This is a genomic window from Pseudogracilibacillus auburnensis (assembly GCF_003201975.1).
Taxonomy (GTDB): Bacteria; Bacillota; Bacilli; order Bacillales; family Amphibacillaceae; genus Pseudogracilibacillus; species Pseudogracilibacillus auburnensis.
Genome location: NZ_QJJQ01000008.1, coordinates 145,141 through 166,989, shown reverse-complemented (window position 1 = coordinate 166,989; position 21,849 = coordinate 145,141). Strand labels below are relative to the sequence as shown.

21 protein-coding genes, 1 riboswitch and 2 other annotated features are annotated in these 21,849 nt (G+C 37.4%); of the genes, 11 read left to right on the top strand and 10 right to left on the bottom strand.

Annotated elements, in window-relative coordinates:
• The first annotated feature begins 285 nt into the window (after positions 1-285).
• Positions 286-394: riboswitch (TPP riboswitch) on the top strand.
• Between the two features lie 55 nt (positions 395-449).
• The 4 genes from DFR56_RS12390 to DFR56_RS12375 are packed head-to-tail and all read left to right on the top strand — an operon-like array spanning position 450 to position 3,088.
• Positions 450-1,061: a thiamine phosphate synthase gene (locus DFR56_RS12390; protein ID WP_110395753.1), complete on the top strand. Its 612-nt coding sequence runs from the start codon at positions 450-452 to the stop codon at positions 1,059-1,061.
• The gene (gene thiS / locus DFR56_RS12385; protein WP_110395752.1) at positions 1,058-1,261 is read left to right on the top strand and encodes a sulfur carrier protein ThiS; all 204 of its coding nucleotides are present in this window, start codon (positions 1,058-1,060) and stop codon (positions 1,259-1,261) included. The genes DFR56_RS12390 and thiS overlap by 4 nt, the downstream gene beginning before the upstream one ends.
• Before the next feature lie 43 nt (positions 1,262-1,304).
• Entirely contained in the window at positions 1,305-2,069 is a 765-nt protein-coding gene (locus tag DFR56_RS12380; RefSeq protein WP_110395751.1) for a thiazole synthase, read from the top strand.
• Entirely contained in the window at positions 2,066-3,088 is a 1,023-nt protein-coding gene (locus tag DFR56_RS12375) for a thiazole biosynthesis adenylyltransferase ThiF (protein ID WP_280523456.1), read from the top strand. The genes DFR56_RS12380 and DFR56_RS12375 overlap by 4 nt, the downstream gene beginning before the upstream one ends.
• Before the next feature lie 312 nt (positions 3,089-3,400).
• Here the strand turns inward: DFR56_RS12375 and trpA are convergent, their stop codons facing one another.
• From trpA to trpE, 6 genes are read right to left on the bottom strand one after another with little or no spacing between them, the layout of a single operon-like run.
• Positions 3,401-4,174: a tryptophan synthase subunit alpha gene (gene trpA, locus DFR56_RS12370; RefSeq protein WP_110395750.1), complete on the bottom strand. Its 774-nt coding sequence runs from the start codon at positions 4,172-4,174 to the stop codon at positions 3,401-3,403.
• Positions 4,167-5,372: a tryptophan synthase subunit beta gene (trpB, locus tag DFR56_RS12365; protein WP_110395805.1), complete on the bottom strand. Its 1,206-nt coding sequence runs from the start codon at positions 5,370-5,372 to the stop codon at positions 4,167-4,169. The genes trpA and trpB overlap by 8 nt, the downstream gene beginning before the upstream one ends.
• Before the next feature lie 52 nt (positions 5,373-5,424).
• The gene (locus DFR56_RS12360; protein WP_110395749.1) at positions 5,425-6,030 is read right to left on the bottom strand and encodes a phosphoribosylanthranilate isomerase; all 606 of its coding nucleotides are present in this window, start codon (positions 6,028-6,030) and stop codon (positions 5,425-5,427) included.
• Positions 6,027-6,818 carry an indole-3-glycerol phosphate synthase TrpC gene (trpC, locus tag DFR56_RS12355; protein ID WP_110395748.1) on the bottom strand — a complete coding sequence of 264 codons (792 nt, stop codon included), beginning with the start codon at positions 6,816-6,818 and terminating at the stop codon, positions 6,027-6,029. Before trpC ends, DFR56_RS12360 begins: the two co-directional genes overlap by 4 nt.
• Positions 6,819-7,844 (bottom strand): anthranilate phosphoribosyltransferase, encoded by a 1,026-nt coding sequence (gene trpD / locus DFR56_RS12350; protein ID WP_110395747.1) that lies wholly within the window; start codon positions 7,842-7,844, stop codon positions 6,819-6,821.
• A 22-nt stretch (positions 7,845-7,866) separates the two neighbouring features.
• On the bottom strand, positions 7,867-9,255 hold the full coding sequence (gene trpE, locus DFR56_RS12345; protein ID WP_110395746.1) for an anthranilate synthase component I: 1,389 nt from the start codon (positions 9,253-9,255) through the stop codon (positions 7,867-7,869).
• A gap of 69 nt (positions 9,256-9,324) precedes the next feature.
• Positions 9,325-9,584 (bottom strand) — a binding site (T-box leader).
• Positions 9,585-9,622: 38 nt separating this feature from the next.
• Positions 9,623-9,864, bottom strand: a binding site (T-box leader).
• A 256-nt stretch (positions 9,865-10,120) separates the two neighbouring features.
• Here trpE and DFR56_RS12340 point away from each other — a divergent pair.
• Together DFR56_RS12340 and DFR56_RS12335 are read left to right on the top strand one after the other, a co-directional pair.
• Entirely contained in the window at positions 10,121-11,464 is a 1,344-nt protein-coding gene (locus DFR56_RS12340; protein ID WP_110395745.1) for a c-type cytochrome, read from the top strand.
• Positions 11,465-12,532 carry a cytochrome ubiquinol oxidase subunit I gene (locus DFR56_RS12335; RefSeq protein ID WP_110395744.1) on the top strand — a complete coding sequence of 356 codons (1,068 nt, stop codon included), beginning with the start codon at positions 11,465-11,467 and terminating at the stop codon, positions 12,530-12,532.
• 398 nt (positions 12,533-12,930) lie between these two features.
• Here the strand turns inward: DFR56_RS12335 and DFR56_RS12330 are convergent, their stop codons facing one another.
• Entirely contained in the window at positions 12,931-13,491 is a 561-nt protein-coding gene (locus tag DFR56_RS12330) for a nitroreductase family protein (RefSeq protein WP_110395743.1), read from the bottom strand.
• 380 nt (positions 13,492-13,871) lie between these two features.
• Here DFR56_RS12330 and DFR56_RS12325 point away from each other — a divergent pair, with 380 nt between their 5' ends.
• The 5 genes from DFR56_RS12325 (at position 13,872) to DFR56_RS12305 (ending at position 17,973) form a co-directional block, all read left to right on the top strand.
• Positions 13,872-14,909, top strand: a complete 1,038-nt coding sequence (locus DFR56_RS12325; protein ID WP_110395742.1) for a PTS sugar transporter subunit IIC — start codon at positions 13,872-13,874, stop codon at positions 14,907-14,909.
• A gap of 373 nt (positions 14,910-15,282) precedes the next feature.
• The gene (locus DFR56_RS12320) at positions 15,283-15,744 is read left to right on the top strand and encodes a nucleoside deaminase (RefSeq protein WP_110395741.1); all 462 of its coding nucleotides are present in this window, start codon (positions 15,283-15,285) and stop codon (positions 15,742-15,744) included.
• Entirely contained in the window at positions 15,731-16,615 is an 885-nt protein-coding gene (locus DFR56_RS12315) for a fructosamine kinase family protein (RefSeq protein WP_242694571.1), read from the top strand. Before DFR56_RS12320 ends, DFR56_RS12315 begins: the two co-directional genes overlap by 14 nt.
• Before the next feature lie 96 nt (positions 16,616-16,711).
• Entirely contained in the window at positions 16,712-17,164 is a 453-nt protein-coding gene (locus DFR56_RS12310) for a DUF2269 family protein (RefSeq protein WP_110395740.1), read from the top strand.
• A gap of 17 nt (positions 17,165-17,181) precedes the next feature.
• Positions 17,182-17,973 (top strand): MBL fold metallo-hydrolase, encoded by a 792-nt coding sequence (locus DFR56_RS12305; protein ID WP_110395739.1) that lies wholly within the window; start codon positions 17,182-17,184, stop codon positions 17,971-17,973.
• Positions 17,974-18,007: 34 nt separating this feature from the next.
• Here DFR56_RS12305 and DFR56_RS12300 read toward each other — a convergent pair whose 3' ends face one another.
• The 3 genes from DFR56_RS12300 to pepT form a co-directional block, all read right to left on the bottom strand.
• Positions 18,008-19,012, bottom strand: a complete 1,005-nt coding sequence (locus tag DFR56_RS12300) for a D-alanyl-D-alanine carboxypeptidase family protein (protein ID WP_110395738.1) — start codon at positions 19,010-19,012, stop codon at positions 18,008-18,010.
• An 870-nt stretch (positions 19,013-19,882) separates the two neighbouring features.
• Entirely contained in the window at positions 19,883-20,494 is a 612-nt protein-coding gene (locus tag DFR56_RS12295; RefSeq protein WP_110395737.1) for a class I SAM-dependent methyltransferase, read from the bottom strand.
• Between the two features lie 58 nt (positions 20,495-20,552).
• Complete coding sequence (pepT, locus tag DFR56_RS12290) at positions 20,553-21,791, bottom strand: peptidase T (RefSeq protein WP_110395736.1); 1,239 nt, start codon at positions 21,789-21,791, stop codon at positions 20,553-20,555.
• Between the last annotated feature and the right edge of the window lie 58 nt (positions 21,792-21,849).

Here is a 21,849-nt window from a genome sequence, read left to right as displayed (position 1 = left end):
AATTAGGTACAAATCGGATGTATTCGAGATAGATAAATAGATTTTTTGAAAAGCTTGACCATATACTATATAATGATAGTATAAAGCTAACACTATCGAGGCTACATATGCCACGGACTGATATTGCTGGTCAATTAGGTGATACAATTAAAATGATTTATATGCTCACTCGTTCAAAAAAAGTAACAAAACACAACCACTGTTTTTAGTGGAAAAGTATCATTTGGGCTAATAACAAACAGTCAACCTTAAATAGTATCATACCTTAAGGTGACTCATAAGAGTTTTTAACACTAGGGGTGCTTGTGTAACAAGCTGAGATCGAAGTTGGACTTCGGGATTCTTAGAACCTGATCTAGATAAAGCTAGCGAAGGGAAGTGACGTATTTGCTGATGAATAAAATTAGCAAACCACTTTCCTATTTTTATGTAGAAAAGTGGTTTTTTTAATGGCAAAACAATTACATATTATCTCAACGGGTAAACAATCAATGAATGAATTCATTCAAAAGGTAGAACTAATTCACCCCTATATCGATTTTTTACATTTGCGTGAAAGAAAATGGACTGCAAAAGACTATATCTCAGTCATAGAAAAATTAACTGAATTAGGGGTTCAAAAAGAAAAAATGATCATCAATGACCGAATCGATATTGCAGCGGCAACTGGAGTAGGTGGTGTTCAACTTGCATCCCATAGTATTGATGCATCCTATGTGAAAAAGTATTATCCGCAATTTCGGATTGGCTGTTCCGTCCATGACGTAAACGAGGCAGTTTTACGAGAAAGGGCAGGGGCTCATTTTCTCCTATATGGACATATCTTTGCGACAACATCAAAACCCGGGGTTGCTCCACGAGGCGTAGGGAAATTACAACAAGTAGTTGAAAGTGTCAATATTCCTGTTATCGCAATCGGTGGGATCAAACATAATAATATCAAGTCAATTAGGCGAACAGGTGCTAAAGGAGTAGCGGTTTTGTCAGGTGTTTTATTGGCCGACAATGTGAAAAGAGCAGTGAAACAATTTAGGGAAGCATTAAAGGAGGGAGAACAGTGAAATTACAAATCAATGGAGCTGAAATGGAAATTCCAAAAACAATTAAGAACATAACACAACTAATTGATCACTTAAAATTAAATAGTCCCGTCATTATTGTGGAACACAATGACGTTATTTTACCGAAAGAGGATCTTGACGATGCCATGCTTACAGCAGGGGATAAGGTAGAATTTGTCCAATTCGTTGGCGGAGGTTGAAAAAACATCATACAATCATATAAAAGTAGACGGAGGGAAACGGATGTTAAAAATAGGTAATTTTGAATTTCAATCTAGATTATTTTTAGGGACAGGAAAGTTTGCAAACTTCGATATTCAAAAGGAGGCAGTCGATGTATCTGAAACAGAAGTATTGACGTTTGCAGTACGACGAATGAATATTTTTGAGCCAACTCAACCGAATTTTTTAGAAAAAATCGACTTGCAAAAATATACATTTTTGCCGAATACAGCAGGAGCCAAAACAGCTGAGGAAGCGGTTCGAATTGCTAAATTAGCCGACAGTTCGGGGATTTGTCATATGGTAAAAGTAGAAATCATCGGTTGTGATCGCACATTATTACCAGATCCAGTGGAAACGTTAAAAGCGACCGAACTATTGCTAAACGAAGGATTTACCGTACTTCCTTATACGTCAGATGATGTGGTCCTTGCTAGAAAATTAGAAGAATTGGGAGCACATGCAATCATGCCAGGTGCGTCTCCAATTGGTTCAGGTCAAGGAATTATTAATCCACTTCATCTGAGTTTTATCATTGAACAAGCAAACGTACCCGTGATCGTTGATGCGGGGATTGGTTCCCCAAAAGATGCAGCTTATGCAATGGAACTCGGAGCAGATGGTGTCTTACTGAATACTGCTGTATCAGGAGCAAAAGATCCTGTTAAAATGGCACAAGCGATGAAACTGGCAGTAGAATCAGGGAGATTAGGATATGAAGCGGGAAGAATCCCATTGAAAAGAACAGCAACTGCAAGTAGTCCATTAGAAGGTATAAGCATATGAGGATGGAACGTTATTCTAGACAAATTCTTTTCACCCCGATTGGAGAAGAAGGACAGCGTAAATTAGCAGAAAAGCATGTCCTTATTATAGGACTGGGAACGTTAGGAACACAAAGTGCTGAAATGCTTACTCGGGCTGGAGTTGGTAAGTTAACGATTGTCGATCGTGATTATATTGAATGGAGTAATTTACAAAGGCAACAACTGTATACAGAGGAAGATGCAAAAAATCGGACACCAAAAGCGATAGCCGCTGCTAAAAGACTTCGTTCTATCAATTCAGAAATAGAAATTGTTTCCCATGTGGTAGATGTGACCCCTGAAGAGTTAGAAAACCTTGTTATAGAAGTTGATCTTATTCTAGACGCAACAGATAATTTTGATATTCGAATGATGATCAATGATATGGCGATCAAACAACAAATTCCATGGATTTTTGGTTCTTGTGTCGGTAGTTATGGGATGAGTTTTACGATTATTCCACACGAAACCCCATGTCTTCATTGTTTATTAGAAACAGTGCCGATTGGTGGTCCAACATGTGATACAGCTGGTATTATTAGTCCAGCCGCAAGTCAAGTCGTCGTACATCAAACGACAGAAGCGTTAAAGATTTTAACTGAGAATGAACAACACTTACGGGGGAAATTAATTTCATTTGATTTGTGGACGAACCAAGTAGTACAAATGAACGTAGCTTCCATGAAAAAAGCAGATTGCCCATCTTGTGGCAGTGAAGCAACCTATCCTTATTTAAGCTTTGATGAGCAGATGAAAACGGCCATATTATGTGGAAGACAATCCGTACAAATTAGACCTCCCAAAAAGCAGGAAAGAGATTTAGGAGAATTAGCTGTACAGTTAAAAAAGACAGGTGGAAAAGTTGAAACGAATCCATTTTTGCTATCCTATACAATCGGAGACGAGCGAATGGTAATATTTAAAGATGGAAGAGCACTCATTCATGGTACAAATGATATTGATAAAGCCAGAACGTTGTATCATCGTTACTTCAGTTAAAGATTGATTGTGGAAAATACCGTGTCATACAGATTTCATTGTAGAAGCATTTATTAAAAGGGAAAAGCAGCTCGTTAAATGGAGGTTGCTTCACTAGTGATGACAGAATATTTATATGATCAAGCAAAAGAGACTGGGACAAAAGTGTTTTCGCCAAAGAAAAAACCGAACAATGGTAGCTGCATATAACCCGCTCCGGAAATATACTTCGCTAAGGCAATGCATTGTTCGTCTTTAGATTTGTTCGTTTTAGTTATGTCCCAGCCTCGTCTGATTTCGTCAAAAGGAAGCAATCATGGCTGTTTGAAAAAATTATAAACTATCTACAATTAGTTGTCTTACTTCATCTTCTTTCCCTTGATGAAGAAGATCAACTATTTTACTACCAACGATTACCCCATCACAATGACTACTTAATTCATGTGCTTGGTTGGCAGTTGCAACACCGAATCCAGCAAGAACTGGAACAGTACTGTGTTTCTTTAATGTTTCTAAATAAGTAGCAACTCTTTCATGGTGGGAAGTTCTTGCACCAGTCGTTCCTGTGACAGAAACAGCATACAAAAAGCCCTCTGATCTTCTAGCAATTTCTTTGATTCGATCTGGAGTACTAGTTAGTGCTGCTAGGCGAATAAAAGCGATATGATGCTTTGTTAAAGACGCCTCAATCACTTCTTCTTCCTCAAGTGGAACATCAGGAATGATGACACCATCAACACCGACTCGCTCACAATCCGCCGCAAACTTTTCAATGCCGTACGCATAAATAGGGTTTAAATAGGTCATTAAAATAATGGGAACTTTTCGTTCGTCTTTCGTAGGTTCTAATACGTCAAGAACTCCTGCTAAACTAGTTCCATTTTCTAATGCACGAATACTAGCTTCTTGGATGGTAGGTCCATCTGCAACTGGATCAGAAAAAGGAATACCAAGTTCAATAGCAGCAACACCACTTTTTTCTAAAAAGTTGATTCGTTCTTGTAGAAGATCAAGACCACCATCACCAGCAACAATATAAGGGACGAATAAATTTTCGTGATGATCCTGTTTTTCTTGAAAATAATTTGCGATTTTTTCTTTACCCATTCAGTTTTGCCTCCAATCGATCTTTCACTTCTTGTACATCTTTATCTCCACGTCCTGATAAACAGATGACGATCGTTTCATCTTTCTCTGCTTGTTGTGCAAGTTTCATGGCATAAGCTACAGCATGTGCGCTTTCAAGTGCCGGGATAATACCTTCCGTTTTTGATAATACTTGAAAAGCTTCTAATGCCTCTTCATCTGTAATCGAGTCATAGGTGACACGGTTTGTTTCACCCAAATGACTATGTTCTGGACCAACTCCAGGATAATCTAGTCCAGCCGAAATTGAAAAAGCTTCTTTAATTTGACCGGATTCAGATTGTAATAATTTTGTCATCGTCCCGTGTAAAACGCCCGTACTACCAGATGTTAATGTGGCTGCATGTTTTTCCGTACTTACTCCTAGTCCACCAGCTTCCACACCATACAGTTTCACGTCTTGATCTTCAATAAAAGGATAAAATATTCCCATTGCATTACTTCCTCCACCAACCGCTGCAATTATATGGTTGGGAAGTGCCCCTGTTTGCTCCACTATTTGGCGTTTCGTTTCCTTTCCAATGATTGTTTGAAAGTCACGAACGATTTGTGGAAATGGATGTGGACCTACAACTGATCCTAAAATATAATGGGTATCTTCCACATTACTTACCCAATAACGAAGTGCTTCGTTTACTGCATCTTTTAGTGTTCCACTTCCTTGAGAAACACTTTCGACCTTTGCACCGAGTAGCTCCATGCGAAATACGTTTAATGCTTGTCTTTTTACATCGACTTCTCCCATAAATACGATACATTCCAAATCGAGTAACGCACAAACAGTAGCAGTTGCAACACCGTGTTGTCCAGCTCCTGTTTCGGCTACTACTTTTTTCTTGCCCATTCGTTTCGCGAGTAATGCTTGCCCGATCGAATTGTTAATTTTATGTGCACCTGTATGGTTTAAATCTTCTCTTTTTAGAAAAACCCTCGCATCACCAAATAGTTTAGCGAAATTTTCTGCTTCATAAAGAGGTGTTTCACGCCCTACATAACTAGACAAAAAAGCTTCTAATTCTTTTATAAATTGTTCGTCATTTTTAGCTTCTTCATAAGCTTGTTCTAACTCGAGTAATGCTGGCATGAGCAGTTCTGGTACAAATCTGCCGCCAAAATTTCCATAACGCCCTTTTTCATCTGGCATTGTATATATTGTCAATTGAATCAACCTTTCCTCTATGTTCTTAACTTTACATTCTACAACTTATTAATCAGCATGATTTCCTTACGTTTTCAACAAAATAGTTAATTTTATGATGATCTTTTATTCCATTCGTTTCGACACCACTTGAAACATCAACCCCCACTGGCTTTACAGTTATGATCGCTTCTTGAATATTTTCAGGAGATAGACCACCAGCTAAAATTAATTTATCTTTATCTATTCCTAATTCATCTAACCTTCCCCAATGAAACGTTTCTCCTGACCCTCCACGATACTTTTTTCCGGGACTATCGATTAAAATGTAATCACAAGGATAGTTTTTGATGCTGTTTACATCGACCTGATCAATCACAAAAGCTTTAATGATCGGGTAGGGGATTGAGTTGGCAATTGTATCAGGCTCATCTCCGTGTAATTGAATGAAATCTAGGCCGACTAAATCAGCAATCTCTATGATACGATCAACTGATTCATTTACAAAGACACCGACCTTTTTTATCTGTGGAGAGAGCCCTTTGGCAATTTCTTTCGCATCTGCCGGTGAAATTTCACGTTTGCTCGGTGCAAAAACAAATCCAATGAAATCAGCTCCACTTGCTTCGACGACGCGTGCTGTTTCTTTTGTCGTAATCCCACAAACTTTCACAATCATTTGGAAAGCCTCGCTTTAGTTGGCAATGGAATTTGTAATTCTTCCATTGTACTTATCATGTCATGAGCCCGCATTAATGTTTCACCGACTAAAATAACTTCGGCGCCTGCGTTAGCGACCGTTTCGACATCTTGTTTCGTCTGAATCCCACTTTCACTTATTAGAATAGTATTTGGATTTGTTACCATACTCGCTAGTCGGTTTGTCGTTTGTAAATCGACATGAAACGTTTTTAAGTCGCGATTATTAATCCCGATAATCGTAGCACCGAGGTTTAAGACGCGTTCCATTTCTGCTTCATCGTGTACCTCACATAAGACTTCTAATTCTAGTTCTTTCGCATATGAATATAGTTTTTTTAAGTCTTCGTCATGAAGTGCTGCAGCAATAAGTAAAATAATATTCGCGCCAGCAGCTTTTGCCTGATCAATTTGCACCGTATCAATCATAAAGTCTTTACATAATATCGGCACCCCAACAGCTTCCCGAACGGCACGAAGATCGTCCATGGAACCTTTAAAAAAAGGTTTATCTGTTAAAACAGAAATTGCACTTGCTCCATTTTCTTCATATAATTTTGCTTGTTTGACAGGATCTACATCGGCATTAATGATTCCTTTCGATGGAGATGCTCGTTTCATTTCAGCGATTACTCCCATCGTTGTTTTAGACTTTATTCGTTCAGAGAAAGGTTTGATTTTTTTATCACTAGTTTGTTCAAACGTTTGATGACGTAATGTTGCAACCTCTTTTTTCTTCTCAGTAATAATTTTATCTAATATCGTCATTTACATCGCCTCCCTCGTTACAGATTTGCTAAACTCTACTAGCGTATTTAACCTTTTTAAAGCGGCTCCGGACGCGATGCTTTCCCCGGCAACTTCCATACCATCTTGAATGGATGCAGCTTTTCCGTTGGCAAATAACCCTAGTGCAGCATTGAGTAATACGGTATCTAAATAAGGACTTGCTTCATTACGGAGGACACTTAGTAAAATTTTTGCATTTTCTTCCGCATTGCCACCTTGGATTGCCTTATTATCATAAGTTGGTAGTCCAACCTCATTTGGATGGAGTGTAAAAGAAGTTATTTTTCCTTCATCCAATAAAACGAGATGGTTTTCACCGGCTAAAGATGCCTCATCCATATGGCCTGCACCATTGACGACTAAAGCTCTTTTTCGGCCGAGTTGATGAAGTGATTTAGCAATGGTTTCTAATTTATCACGTTTATATACGCCCATGAGTTGGGACTCGAGCTCGATCGGGTTGGTTAACGGGCCAATTAAGTTAAAAATAGTTGGTAACCCTAGTTCTTGGCGAATTTTCATGAAAGGCCGTAATTTTGCATGGACATGTGGCGCAAATAAAAAAGCAATATTATTTTCTTGCAACATTTCTTCCGTATCTTCTTTGGAAAAAGTTAAGGAGACACCGAGATGTTCTAATACGTCAGCACTCCCTGTCTTACTCGAAATGCTTCGGTTTCCATGTTTTGCAATGGTCACACCAGCACCAGCTAAAACAAATGCGGTTGTCGTACTAATATTAAAACTATTGGATCGATCGCCGCCAGTACCACAATTATCCATTACATTAGGTAATTGAATGGAGCTTAGTTCCGACTGTGCACGAATCACTTGAACGATACCTGCTATTTCATTTGCTGTCTCGCCTTTTATTCGCAAAGCAGTTAAAAAAGCAGCAATTTCAGTATCCGTAATGTCATCTGTAAAACAGTAATTTGTTGCATTCTTCATTTCATCTACTGTTAAGCTTTCTTGATTGATTAATTTTTCAAGGTAAGTTTTCATTGAATAAACCCTCCAAGAATGATTATTTTCCATTTAAATTCGTTAATGATTTTGCTTTATGAAGTGTTTCAACATATTCATTTTCTGGTACGGAATCCTCGACAATTCCTGCACCTGTTTGTAAATAGGCACGACCATTTTTAACGACGAGAGATCGAATGGCGATCGCTAAATTAATATCGTGGTTGTACGTAATATAACCTATACCACCAGCGTAAAATCCTCTTCGCTCCGTTTCAATTTCATTAATAATTTGCATCGCACGAACTTTCGGTGAACCAGAAACTGTTCCAGCAGGTAAACAGGCAATTAAAGCATCCATACTCGACTTGCTTTCTTTCAACGTACCATGTACTTCGGAAACGATATGCATGACATGTTCATACTTCACAACCTCCATATAGACAGGTACATGGATACTTTCAACTTCACAAACATCGTTTAAATCCGTTTTACTTAACTCAACGAGCATTTCATGTTCAGAAAGCTCTTTTTTATCTGCTAATAATTCTTGTTGTAATGTGTCATCTTCTGTTGCTGTTTTACCTCGTGGTCTTGTTCCTGCAATAGGGTTTGTTACAACATTGCGACCTGTCGTTTGCACAAGACTCTCGGGTGATGCACCGATAATAATATAGTCGGTGAAATCGATATAAAACATATACGGCGACGGATTTGCAGTTCGAAGCTGTCGGTAAAAGGAGAACGGATCACCGTTCAGCTCAGCAATCATTCGTTGTGATAAGACGATTTGTGATGCTTCACCAGATTTAATATAGCTTTGCGCTCTTTTTACATGATCGATAAACGTCGCTTTAGAAATTTGGGCTTCAAACATGACTTTATTTGCTTCCGGATCTGGAATAATAACTTGCTTATCTAGGTCACTGTTGATTTTTTGTAATCGTTCATCTAATGTATTTTCGGAAACATGATCGATATTCATCGTTACGATATGTGCCTTTTCTGTACGGTGCTCATACACAATAATCGTTTGATACATCATAAAATGAAAGTCAGGCATGTTTAATTCATCTGTTAACTCATCACCAATTGGTGCGAATTGCCTAATGGCATCATAACCAACATATCCGATTGCACCGCCTGTAAAGGGGAGTGGCATGTCAAGGTCTAGCTTCGGGAGATGCTTTTTTAAATAGTGTAAAGCATGATAAGGTACCGTTTTTTCTTCCTTCGTTTTTACATTAATCACTTTCGTTTCGTTACCATAGCCAATTATTTCTTCATATGGTTCAGCACCAATATAAGAATATTTTCCTTTCGTTTCATGTTGGAAAGAACTTTCAAGTAAAAATTTCTTCTCACCTTGAAGTCGTTTAAAAATCCCAACAGGTGTTAAAATATCTGCATTTTTTTCTACCATTTTATACTCAAGTTTATGTGTAATCATCTTCATACCTCCAAATAAGATGTATCTTTAGAAAATAAAAAACCTCTACAAACACTATTAAAAGTGTTTGTAGAGGACGATTTACTAGTCGCGGTGCCACCTCAAGTTAAAGAGTAACTACACTACTCTTCATCTCTTTTCAGATACAGGAGTTTATCCGATATCCTATCCGTGTAACGTCGGAATAACGTTTTTCCCTACTAGTCATCAATATTTTCGGGAAAACTCTTGTAAGGCCATTCGACTTTTTCCGCATACTAGGATTCCACCAGCCCCTAGCTCTCTTACATGCTTTAAAAAAGTGTACTCTTCTTACGCATTGATTTATCTATAAAATTATCTAGAAAAACAAAAAAACCTTCATCCGAAAAAGGACGAGGATTCGCGGTACCACCTTTATTAGCTATTTCTAGCTCACTTTGATAAATAGATCGTTTCTAATCTATTTGTCTCTTATAACGGGAGACGACCGTCAAAGCCTACTTCTTTAAAAAGGTTCGGTTTGAAAGCTCAAAAGCCCATTCATCTACATAAACACGCTAGTTTCCACCAGTCCTAGCTCTCTAAAGTGTTTAAAATTAGATTACTCTTCTTTCTCATCGCTAAATTTTAAGTTACAAATAGCATAAATGAAAATTTCTCTACTGTCAAGGGATTTGTTGATTAAATTATTCTCGAAAAACACGATGTTAGATTATAAAAAAGTTAATCAAAATGTAACAAAATTGTTGCTGATTATTGATAAATGAAAATTTTAAACTGTATTATTTTGTTATGATTGAAATTGTTATACTAAACAAATTAAAACAATTATCAACAATGGGAGGGTAGTCGGGAAGTAAAATAATTTTTGGAGGGAAAGGAAATGGATTTTCCAGTCGTAGAGTTTCCATGGTTTGGAAATGGTTCAGTTATTGCTGTCATCGCAATTGTACACGTAATCGTCAGTCATGGGATAGCAATTGGTGCAACAACGTTAATGGTTTCGTTAGAATACGTTGGGATGAAAAAAAATAAGGAAGGATTAATTGATGTAGCAAAAAAGTTTAGTAAATGGATATTAATTATTACAACGACTGTTGGAGCGTTAACAGGTGTTGGAATTTGGTTTAGTACAACGGTGATTCAACCAGATTCAATCGGATCACTTCTTAGAATTTTTTTCTGGGCGTGGTTTGTTGAGTGGATTGTTTTTATTACGGAAGTTGTATTACTTCTTGTCTATTTTTACACATGGGATAAATGGAAGGGGGCGAAGCGTTATATCCACAATCGAATTGGAATGGTACTCGTCTTATTAGGTTGGCTAACAGCTGCCATTATTACTGGTATTTTATCAGCAAAACTAACGCCAGGAAAATGGGCAGAGACATTATCGTTTTGGAATGCGTTTTTTAATCCAACTTACTTACCGTCGCTTGGATTCCGAACATTTATTGCTATTGTCTTAGCTGTTGCACTTGTTTCTATCTTTGTTCGATTTTTCATTAAGGATAAAAATGTGCAAATAGATGTTTTTGCTGTTTTTGGGAAAATTAACGCAGTTTCATTACCATTGCTATTGTTAACGGGTGTGTGGTATTTATTTAACATTCCTCAAGAAGCGTACGATTTAATCGTCTGGTCAACAGGAATGACGAAAGGGATCTTTACTTGGGTAAATATCGCAGGTCTCATCGTTTTTATTATATTTGGTCTGTGGATGTTGTTTAAGCCAGGTAGAATTTCGATCATTCTTTCATTGGCAGTTTTCTTTTCGTCGATGGGTTTTATCGCCGAGTTTGAAATGGTGCGAGAGTCAGTTAGAAAACCGTTTATTATTTATGATTATATGTACGCGAACGGTGTAGTAGAAAAAGATGCTGAAAAATATAACGAAGAAGGATATTTACCGAATTCCACTTTTGCGGCAGTTGAGGAAGTGACGGAAGACAATCTTTATGAAGCAGGGGAAGAGCTGTATAAGGGGCAATGTTTAGCTTGCCATACAGTAGATGGTTGGCGTGAAAAAAGAGCGTTTGCAACTAGGTTAAACGGCTGGACCGAGGAAGCGATTGATACATATATTGATACATTGCACGAAACGAGGCCTTTTATGCCACCTTTTGTCGGAACCGAAGAAGAACAAAAAGCGTTGGCCCACTTTTTGCATAAAGTAGCGAATGAGGAAAGGCAAAACAATGTCGAAGCGAAGGGAGAGGATGAATAGATGTTGTATGTTATTTCCATTATTCCAGAAGATCTTGAATTAGTGATTCCCGGTAATGTTGGATTTTTTGAAGTATTGATTGTCGTTAGCTTTTTAATTCATATTTTATTTGTCAATATTACGGTTGGCTCATCGGCGCTGGCTGTTGTTCAGGAGATAAAAGGCATTCGAACGAAAAGGGCGGAAGACGATATGTTAGCAGCACAACTTGCCACACATACATCGATATTAAAAAGTATTGCGGTCGTTATGGGGATTGCACCACTTTTATTAATTAGTGTTCTTTATACACAATATTTTTATCCTTCGACGATCCTTATCGGAAAAGCATGGTTATCATTACTGCTTATTTTACTTGTTGCATTTTTATTTCTGTATGCATATAAATTCACTTGGGATAAGATGACCCATATCCGTAAAAAACGGGTTCACGTTTTGATTGGTGCGGTGGGAAGTGCAATGTTGTTATTTGTTCCACTCATTTTTATCGTGAACGTTGTGTCCATGTTATACCCGGATATGTGGGAGGAGTCAAAAGGCTTTTTCCATGCACTTACTTATTATCCACAAGTATGGCAACGCTACATACATTTTATCTTAGCGAGCTTCGCGATTGCCGGTTTTTATTTATACTTTTGGAATAATCGCTTACAGAAGAAAAATGGTAAAAACGAACAGAGTAAAGCAAATTTATGTATGCAAAAGCAAGGAAAAAGGTTAGGATTGCAAGTGATGATCGGAACTACCGCATTACAATTTATTGCAGGAACGTGGCTATTAATGAATTTTGAGAGAGAGATTCGGTTGCTCTATATGGGGGATGATCCTTTCCTTACGGGATTACTACTTAGCTCCATTTTTGTAACAATGATATTACTATTTTTCTTATATTTATTAATGAAGCATGATAAGCGAAAATATTTTATGATGTCACTTGCTTCTTTTATTTTAGTACTCGGCATCATGGGGTGGATGCGTCATGAACTTCGTGAAACATATATTAAGCCTTATAAAGATGAAGTGCCGCAAACGACAGAGGTACAAGTGAACGAAACAAATGCAGAATGAATCTTCAATAAGGATCATGTACAGATTGTAGAGGCGTATGAGAAGTAACAACTAGAAGTTATTCTGGTTGGGAAGCTGATAACGTGACAGATGTGTTCACAACAATCAAATAATCGTAACAACATAGGTAAGAAGGTATTTCCTGGGAAAAGGTTGGGTGACTCAATGAAGGATCCAAACACTTACCTTTTGAATAAATAGTTTTAAGAATTTGCGATGGGTTGTTCCTTCCCTTTTTAAAATGGAGATGAGGTTATTGTGGGTGATAATTAATTGAAAAATGTAATAAAGTTTATTTAAACTCTCTTTAGGAGTACTTCATAATAATAGTTAACTATTATTTTATGAAAATCGCCTGAAAAGACCCCTTAGAATGGGAGGCTTTCAGGCAATTTTTATTATCCTTTATACGTTGAAAATTTCTCATCAACAGTAATACGGTCTTTTGTTATTGGTTGTTCATCAAAATAACCAAGATGGATAAAGCCAACTATTTTTTCATTATTAGCAACGTCCAAAATTTCTTTTACGTTTGGATCATATATATGTGGATTTGTTTTCCAAACAACGCCAAGTTTTTGTTCCCATGCGAGTAACCAAAAGTTTTGAATAAGACTTGCAACTGCCCCGAAGTTTTCATCCCACTGCTTTTGTGCTTCTGGTTCTTCCATTGTAACCACAAGAATTGCATTGGGCTCATTTAAATATTCTTCTCGATTTTGTTGCATATTTTCTTCGTAAGTAGAAGCTACTTTTTTTGCAAAAGATGGAAGTTGATCCTTATCTATAAAAATAAAACGCCAAGGCTGTCTCATTCCATGTGTTGGTGCCCAAATGGCATCATTTAGCAGTTCTCGAACAGTTTTTTCTTCCACTTTTTTATCTGTATATCCTTTTTTTACTGCACGTCTTTCTTTAATGACTGTCGCAAGTGCAGATGGTTTATCTGTAATATTCATGAGTAATACCCCCATAATATATATGTATTAGATTAATGTCGATAGTGATACAAATTATAGCGAAATAACAAATGGATAGCAACTAGTATAGCTTTCACACTGTATACTTCTATCATAGATTTTTTTTACGATTATGTTCCACTAAAGCATTGGAACCGTGCACTTTCCGTTTTTTTCCTCTTCGTCTAGGCTATGTTGTTGTCCCTCGTAAAAGGTCATTATCTCTCGAAATTTACTATCTATACTTTTTCATCCGACAAAACACTGGATGAACATCCTTTAAAAAAGAATGCTTGCATTTTCTCTCATTTATAAGATAATAGATAGGTGACAAGACACATGTAAAGCTCTAGAATATGGACAAAAGAAGGGTTGTAAAAATGAAAAGTTACTTACAAAGAAAAGGTATCTCACTATCTGCACGAGAATATTTTATTACCGCGTTAAGTTATATGGCATTAGGACTATTCTCTTCCTTAATTATTGGATTAATCATGAAAACCGCCGGAGAACAGTTGGAGGCATTATCTTTTCTATCAATCGGATCGGTCTTGATCGAAATGGGTACATTTGCGATGGACAGCAAAATCATGGGAGGAGCTATTGGAGTTGCAATTGCTTACGGATTAAAAGCTCCTCCACTCGTATTGTTTTCGGCACTTTTTGCCGGTGCATTTGGAGCGGAACTTGGTGGTCCAGCTGGGAGTTATGTTGCTGTTGTGCTGGCAACCGAATGTGGAAAGCTTGTTTACAAACTAACAAGGGTAGATATTATTGTGACACCATTTATAACGATTTTTATCGGATTTTTTACGGGAAAATTTATTGGGATTCCGATCAACACGTTTATGATTTGGTTTGGTGAAATAATTAATTGGTCGACGACACAACGACCATTCTTAATGGGGATACTAGTAGCAGTACTGATGGGATGGGCATTAACAGCACCGATCTCAAGTGTCGCGATCGCTTTTATGCTTTCACTTGATGGACTTGCAGCAGGTGCAGCTGCAATTGGTTGTTCTGCACAAATGATGGGATTTGCAGCAGCAAGTTATAGAGACAATGGAATTGGTGGTTTTCTTGCCCAAGCAATTGGTACATCGATGTTACAAGTGCCGAATATTTTAAGAAAACCAGTCATCCTTATACCACCAACCATTGCTGGTATTCTATTAGCCCCAATTGGAACAGCCTGGTTAAAAATGACGAATAATACAGCAGGAGCCGGAATGGGGACGAGTGGATTGGTTGGACAAATCATGGCATTTGAAACGATGGGTTTTACACTCCCAGTTTTTTGGCAAGTACTCATCTTACATATACTAGCACCTGCTTTCATTAGTTTAATGGTTACCATTATTTTTAGAAATCTTGGATGGATTAAAGAAGGAGATATGAAAATACATTATGAATAACAATTTGTCTCCCCCTGAAAGTCCCTCCATTTTTATATTAGTGCGTGTTCAAAAAGACCGATAAAAGAGGACCTAAAAAGTTCCACTGGATAAAAGCGCCACGTTCTGGTACTGCGCTTACTCGTCCCATCGAAGTGCTTTGGGACTCCGCTAAATGCTCGTCCCATCGAAGTGCTTTGTGGGAACGACAGGACGTCGCGCCTTTAGCCAGTGAGCAGTAAGAAAGGATTTATCCTTTCTTAACTGCCAACGCAGAAATTCAATGTGTCATTTTTGTTGGACTTTTGAACAACCTTTCTATAATGATAAAAATGGAACTTGTGAACAAATTGTTATAAGATGAATGTATGTATATTGCTTTGGGGGGATTAGAGTGGATCATTTTATGAAAAGAGCGGTCCAAATCGCTGCCGACAATGTTCGAGAAGGTGGTGGACCATTTGGTGCAGTACTCGTTAAGAATAACGAAATTGTTGCAGAAGGTGTCAATGAACTACATAAAAAATACGATGTAAGTGGTCATGCAGAACTCATTGCAATTAGAAAAGCTCAAGCTCAATATCAAACTCATGATTTAAGTGGGTATACCATGTATGCAAGCGGTGAGCCTTGTCCAATGTGTCTTACTTCCATGTACTATGTTGGAATAACGGACGTATATTATTGTGCTTCTATTGAAGATGCCGCAGAGGTAGGAATGGGAGCGTCTAAAGTAATATATCATGATTTAGGAAAACCAAACGAAGAACGTACACTCGTGATGAAACATATGCCGCTTGATGAAACCCTAGAAAATCCAATGAAAATGTGGGAACAACGACATGAGAATGGATAATATGGAACAGCTCGCTAAAATAGCGTTAGAAAATGGGCGGGATTACTCAGGCTTACAGACAATCAAAAAAATTAAAGGTGGTTCCATTAACGAGGCATTTTATGTGCGCACAGAAGATGCAGAATTTTTTATGAAGTTTCACGCCAATTCTCCAAAAAGCTTTTTTAAAAATGAAGCAACAGGTCTCCGATTAATTAAAGAAACAGATACGATTTCTGTTCCTAATTACCTTTCTTATTCAGACCAACCTGGAAATGCATTTCTATTATTAGAATGGATTGAAGGAAAGAAGTCGGATGAAACAGAAGAAATTTTGGGGCAAAAATTAGCAGAACTTCACCAAAGTTTTGGTAGAATGCATGGGTTTCAAACAGACACTTATATCGGTCTTTTACCACAACCAAATGAATTAAATGCCAATTGGCTTGATTATTATCGAAAAAAACGTTTAGGTTCCCAGATGGAGCAAGGAATTGAAAAAGGATTAATAAAAGATAAGAGGCGGAAACAGCTGGAACAACTCTCTGAACGTCTAGATGAATGGGTACCGAGTTTTGTTGAACCATCCCATCTACATGGCGACTTATATATTGGGAACTGGATTGTTGGTCCTGGTGGTGAGCCATATCTTGTTGATCCATCTTTCTTATATGGTGATCGCCATTTTGAAATTGCTTATACGGAATTATTCGGTGGGTTTCCGAGTAAATTTTATGAATCCTATCATGAAAGTTATCCACTCCGGAAAGATTATGAAGATGTAAAACCAATCTATCAACTCTATTATTTATTGGCACATTTAAACTTATTTGGGGAGTCGTATGGAGAGAGTATTGATACTATTTTGGATCGGTATGTTGGAGAACTTTAAAAAAGCGCATCAAAAAAGTGAATATAATCACACCTCCAATTGTTGAAATAGTGTATGTTATTCATGTAGACTAAAAGCAGCTTGGAGGTTATTTGTATGTCCTTTTATGATATTCTTGTCCTTATCCACGTATTTTCTGCAATCGTCGGACTTGGTCCCGGATTTAGTATGATTTATATTGTGACAAAGGCTAAAAATATGACTGAATTAAAACATGCTTATATGATTCGTAATCGGATCCATGTTTTTGTGATGGTAGGTGGAACTTCACTCATCGTAACAGGCGTTTGGATGGGATTATTACAACCGTATTTATTTCAACAAATATGGTTTATTAGTAGCTTACTTCTTTTTCTTATTGCATTAGGAGCAGGACCGATCGTGCTATCTCCGAAGTCTAAACCGATTAAAAAATTACTGGAAGAATATGAAGGGGAGGAAATTCCAGCACAATACTACAAATTAGCGAGTCAATTATTTTTTTATGAACGAATCACGAATACCATTTTTTTCATCATTATTGGATTAATGATTGTAAAGCCGTTTTAACAAGTTGAGGTGAAACAATGAAAGTAAAGTCTTACGAAGATTTATTACAAGCTGAATTAACGGTTTCGCTTGGCGGACAAACATTACAAGTTTCTGTATTTTTGATCGATCACCTATTGATTGATACAGGACCAAATAGAAAACAAAAAAGCCTGATCTCACTGTTTGAGCAATGGGATATTAATGATGTCATCTTGACACATCATCATGAAGATCATACTGGTTTAGCCTACTGGCTCAAGCATAATAAAGATGCGACAATTCATATGCATCCATTGGGAGCTACTTATGGTCAAAAAAAAGCAAGATTACCACTCTATCGCCGTGTGTTTTGGGGGAAAAGACCAGCTTTTCACGCAAAAGAGCTAAGTGATACATTTCAATCAGAACATTATGTATGGGAAGTGATTCATACACCTGGACATGCCGATGATCATATCGCTTTATATAATAAGGAAAAAGGCTGGTTGTTTGGTGGAGATCTATACGTCCACCCGAAACCAAAAAGTATGTTCAAATTCGAGTCTGTCCCTAAACTAATTCATTCATTACGTAAAGTGTTAGCATATGATTTCGATACGTATATCTGTTCACATGCTGGAGTCATTTTCAATGGTAAAAAAGCGCTTAAGACGAAATTAGATTATTTAATTAGCTTGCAACAAGAAGTGTTATTTTTACATAATAAAGGGATGACAAGAAAACAAGTTCGCCAAGAATTATTTCCTAAAAAGCATATGATGCATTATATTTCTTTCTTTGAAAACTCACCAAGGCATTTTATCGACTCCATCATTGATCAAAAATAAAAAGCCATAGTGTGTGTACACTACGACTATATTGTTACTTGGCACCTAAGTATTCTTCTAATGTTAAATCGTTCGCTGTAATTTCTTCCGCCACTTTTTTACCGACATAACGTAAGTGCCATGGTTCGTATTGGTATTTCGTTATATTTTCTTTCCCTTCAGGATAGCGGACAATAAAGCCGTATTCGTGTGCATAGTCTTTGAGCCATTTTCCTTCATTTGTGTCACCAAAATCGGTAATTAAATCAAAGTTAACTTCCTGTGAAGTGACATCCATTACTAGGCCAGATTGATGTTCACTTTCCCCAGCTCTAGCGCTAAACGTATTTGCATGTTCTTCCCCATGTGCTTCTACATTTGATGCAAAAATGGCCTCTTGCCTATCATAGGAACGAAATCCAGATTGGGCATACAACTCTAAACCATCCCGCTTGCTTGCGGCAAATAATTGTTCTAATGCATGTGCCGCTTCTTGACGTAATTGTTTCTTCGGATCGTCTTCTGAAAAAGGAAAAGGTACATTAGGAACGACTAAATCTTCAGGTTCAAAATCGGCTGGTAAAGCATAACTTTTATTTACAAGGACTAAAATTTCATACGGATTTTCAATTGTTTCAGTAAATTCATTAGGATTTGTTGGTTGCTCTAGGCCGCTTCCAATCTTTGTTTGAAGTTCTCCATGAAGTATTTGCTCCATGACATTTTTAACAGCAAGATCATAGACTCCATTAACAGCAAGATCCTCTTGTTGCAACTGAATATCTGTAATTGCCCATGTCGTTAATTCATCAAATATTCCTGTTTCCTCAACTGGGTAGCCAATTTCGATTAATGCTTTCTGTAACGCATGTACACTTTCGTTTTCTGAACCTTTTTGTAAATCATCGTTCGGCAGTCCTTCCATCTCTTCACTTCCATCTGCCTCTTTCGTTACAGGCTCACTTTCATTAACTGCGTCATTCTCTTCTGTTTCATCTTTGCTACATCCTACTAAGAAAATAGCAAGCAATAAAATTATCGTTATCATTCGTTTTATCATTTTCATTTCCCCCATGTCGATAGCTATTTTCTCATAAAATGAAAACAAATTGCAATTATTTACGGTTAAGAAAATGGTAACACCAATAAAATGAGCTCAAACAGTTCACTTGTTTAAGCTAGGGATGCTTCTAATTATATTCTTGACAAACTTGGTGTATTAAACCATTTTTCAAAAGATTGGTACTGCGAATACTTCTCCTACCAAAAAGACTTGTTTTTTCATATAAGAGAGAAACAGTGTAGTAACTTTTAGTGGTGAACGTACCGCCGCTACGGAAATACACTCCGCTTTCCGCGGGCGGCTGGTGAGCCTCCTCATTCGCTACGCTCATTGCGGGGTCTCTCCGAGGCCTTTCCTCCCGCAGGAGTCTCCGTGCATTTCCTTCGCTAGTATGGTGTTAATAAAACAGTACGATGTATTTGCTTCCACTATTCTGGTAGTTGTTTGAAGCGAAGGATCATTGACTCCTGGGACTGCACTTCCGTTCGTCCCACCGTAAAGAATTGCGGGAAAAGCAAATGTTCTTCAATGGGACGAGTAAGCGCAGCCCCAGTCCCACGTGTCTGAAGACCCCGCAACGGTGGTTTCTTCGCGAGGAGGCTGAAGCCGTGCCCGCGGAAAGCAATGATCCGCAGCGGGAAACAACTTAGCAGTTACTTTATTTAAAATGTGTGATAATAGCAATGAACTTAACGAAAAGAGTAATGGAGTCTAGATGTAAACAGACTGCTTAGAGCAAAAAGTTAATCCAAAGTCAATTTGAGCACTGTATCTTCATCCTGCTTCATTCTACGAAGGCTTCTTTGTTCATTTCACTCTGCGAAAGTTGAGATTGTATAATAACAGAAGCTAGATCTTCTTCATTTGTTATCCTATATTCATTCCAGTGACACAAACAGAGGGTACATGTTTTATGTCCTTGAATTCTATTTGTATTTGTGAAAAACCAGCCGCGGTTAAAAAATGACTAATCTCAATGCCTATCTCTTTAGACGTTTCTTCAGTTGCCCCTTTCGTATAAGGGAGAACCGTTAGTGCAATTAGACCGTTCGGTTTCATCACTTGGCGAATTTTTTTCAATGATTCAATCGGTTCTTTCCAAAAAATAATCGAATTGACAGAAAAAACTTTGTCAAACTTTTGGTGAAAGGTAGGAAATTGATTCACATCTGCAAGCTGTAATTTTACTCGTTGTTCTTGAATTGCTTGTTTATTTCTTTTTTTTGCTGCCTGTAACATGACATCGGAGTAATCGATCCCAACATATTGCCCATTTGGAATAAGATTAGAAACAAGGTCAATTGCCACACTTGGGCCAAAACCAATTTCGAGTACATGATCTGAACGTTTAATTTGAAACAAAGAAATGGTCCATTCGTTATTTTTAACTCCTGTAGAAGCCATTAATTTACCGGCAACACGTCCAAGATATCCTTCTGGTCTTGCAAATTGTAGTGAAAACCTTTTGAACATCCCCATAAGTCAAGCTCCTTTTATTCACTTATTAAAGATAACATTTGCTTAAGACCATTTTATTCTATGCTTCTTCTTCAAATAATTTTGCAATCTGGACGATTACGTGAACTGCCTTTTCCATATGATCGACAGAGATAAATTCGTATTTCCCGTGAAAATTTTCTCCACCTGTAAAAATGTTCGGAGTAGGAAGTCCCATATAAGAAAGTTGAGACCCATCTGTACCACCTCGAATCGGCTCGATAATTGGTTCGATTTGTAAGTTTTTCATCGCTCGTTCAGCAATTTCCACTACTTCTTTTACTGGTTCGATTTTCTCTCGCATATTAAAATATTGGTCATTCATATGTAGCTCGATGCAGTTCTGTCCATATTTTTCTTTTAAAGACTCGATAAAACGTTCCATTGTTGCTTTTCTATTCGCAAAATTGTCTCGATCAAAATCACGAATGATATAATAAAGCTCTGTTTTTTCCACATCACCTATAATGGAAATAAGATGATAAAAACCTTCATACCCTTCCGTATATTCAGGCGCTTCTTTTTCAGGAAGAAGATTCATAAATTCGTTCGCTATCTTTGTGGAATGTACCATTTTGCCTTTTGCAGTTCCAGGATGAACATTATTTCCTTTAAAAATAATTTTTGCTGCTGCAGCATGAAAGCTTTCATACTGTAACTCTCCTAGAGGGCCGCCATCCACTGTATAGGCAAATGTTGCATTAAACTGCTCGACATCAAATTTATGTGGTCCACGCCCAATCTCTTCATCTGGTGTAAATGCTACTCGGATTTTACCATGTTTAATGTCAGGATTATTGATTAAATATTCCATCGCAGTCATTATTTCTGAGATTCCAGCTTTATTGTCCGCACCAAGCAAAGTTGTACCATCTGTCGTTATTAATGTATGTCCTTTATACGTTTTTAGTTCAGGATATTCGTTCGTCGTCATCGTGATTTGTAAACGTTTATTTAAAAGTAGATCGTTCCCATCATAGTTAGGCCAAACTTGTGGATTGACATTTTTTCCAGTGAAATCTGTTGCTGTATCTAAATGAGCGAGGAAGCCAATCGTTGGAACACTTTTCGTCGTATTTGCTGGGAGGGTTGCCATCACATACCCATTTTCATCCACAGTGACTTCTTCCATACCAATTTCCTTTAACTCTTCAACGAGTAAATGAGCTAGTTTAAATTGTCCCTCTGTTGTTGGAGTTGTATCTGATTGTTCATTTGATTGTGTATCAATTTTTGCGTAACGAATTAGTCTTTCTTGAAGCAAGTCAGTTAAAATCATGATCATTCCTCCTATAAAATTTAATGTTTCTAATTAATGAAAATGTTATGGTAAACTA

Bases quoted from the DNA above. Each gene is read 5' to 3' on its own strand.
- DFR56_RS12380 (WP_110395751.1), top strand. From the start codon at position 1,305: ATGTTAAAAATAGGTAATTTTGAATTTCAATCTAGATTATTTTTAGGG.
- DFR56_RS12295 (WP_110395737.1), bottom strand. From the start codon at position 20,494: ATGGGGATGTTCAAAAGGTTTTCACTACAATTTGCAAGACCAGAAGGA.
- trpD (WP_110395747.1), bottom strand. From the start codon at position 7,844: ATGAAAACTTACCTTGAAAAATTAATCAATCAAGAAAGCTTAACAGTA.
- pepT (WP_110395736.1), bottom strand. From the start codon at position 21,791: ATGATTTTAACTGACTTGCTTCAAGAAAGACTAATTCGTTACGCAAAA.
- trpA (WP_110395750.1), bottom strand. From the start codon at position 4,174: ATGGGTAAAGAAAAAATCGCAAATTATTTTCAAGAAAAACAGGATCAT.
- DFR56_RS12360 (WP_110395749.1), bottom strand. From the start codon at position 6,030: ATGATTGTGAAAGTTTGTGGGATTACGACAAAAGAAACAGCACGCGTC.
- DFR56_RS12315 (WP_242694571.1), top strand. From the start codon at position 15,731: ATGAGAATGGATAATATGGAACAGCTCGCTAAAATAGCGTTAGAAAAT.
- DFR56_RS12375 (WP_280523456.1), top strand. From the start codon at position 2,066: ATGAGGATGGAACGTTATTCTAGACAAATTCTTTTCACCCCGATTGGA.
- DFR56_RS12340 (WP_110395745.1), top strand. From the start codon at position 10,121: ATGGATTTTCCAGTCGTAGAGTTTCCATGGTTTGGAAATGGTTCAGTT.
- trpE (WP_110395746.1), bottom strand. From the start codon at position 9,255: ATGATTACACATAAACTTGAGTATAAAATGGTAGAAAAAAATGCAGAT.
- DFR56_RS12390 (WP_110395753.1), top strand. From the start codon at position 450: ATGGCAAAACAATTACATATTATCTCAACGGGTAAACAATCAATGAAT.
- DFR56_RS12300 (WP_110395738.1), bottom strand. From the start codon at position 19,012: ATGATAAAACGAATGATAACGATAATTTTATTGCTTGCTATTTTCTTA.
- DFR56_RS12305 (WP_110395739.1), top strand. From the start codon at position 17,182: ATGAAAGTAAAGTCTTACGAAGATTTATTACAAGCTGAATTAACGGTT.
- DFR56_RS12325 (WP_110395742.1), top strand. From the start codon at position 13,872: ATGAAAAGTTACTTACAAAGAAAAGGTATCTCACTATCTGCACGAGAA.
- DFR56_RS12335 (WP_110395744.1), top strand. From the start codon at position 11,465: ATGTTGTATGTTATTTCCATTATTCCAGAAGATCTTGAATTAGTGATT.
- trpC (WP_110395748.1), bottom strand. From the start codon at position 6,818: ATGACGATATTAGATAAAATTATTACTGAGAAGAAAAAAGAGGTTGCA.
- DFR56_RS12310 (WP_110395740.1), top strand. From the start codon at position 16,712: ATGTCCTTTTATGATATTCTTGTCCTTATCCACGTATTTTCTGCAATC.
- DFR56_RS12330 (WP_110395743.1), bottom strand. From the start codon at position 13,491: ATGAATATTACAGATAAACCATCTGCACTTGCGACAGTCATTAAAGAA.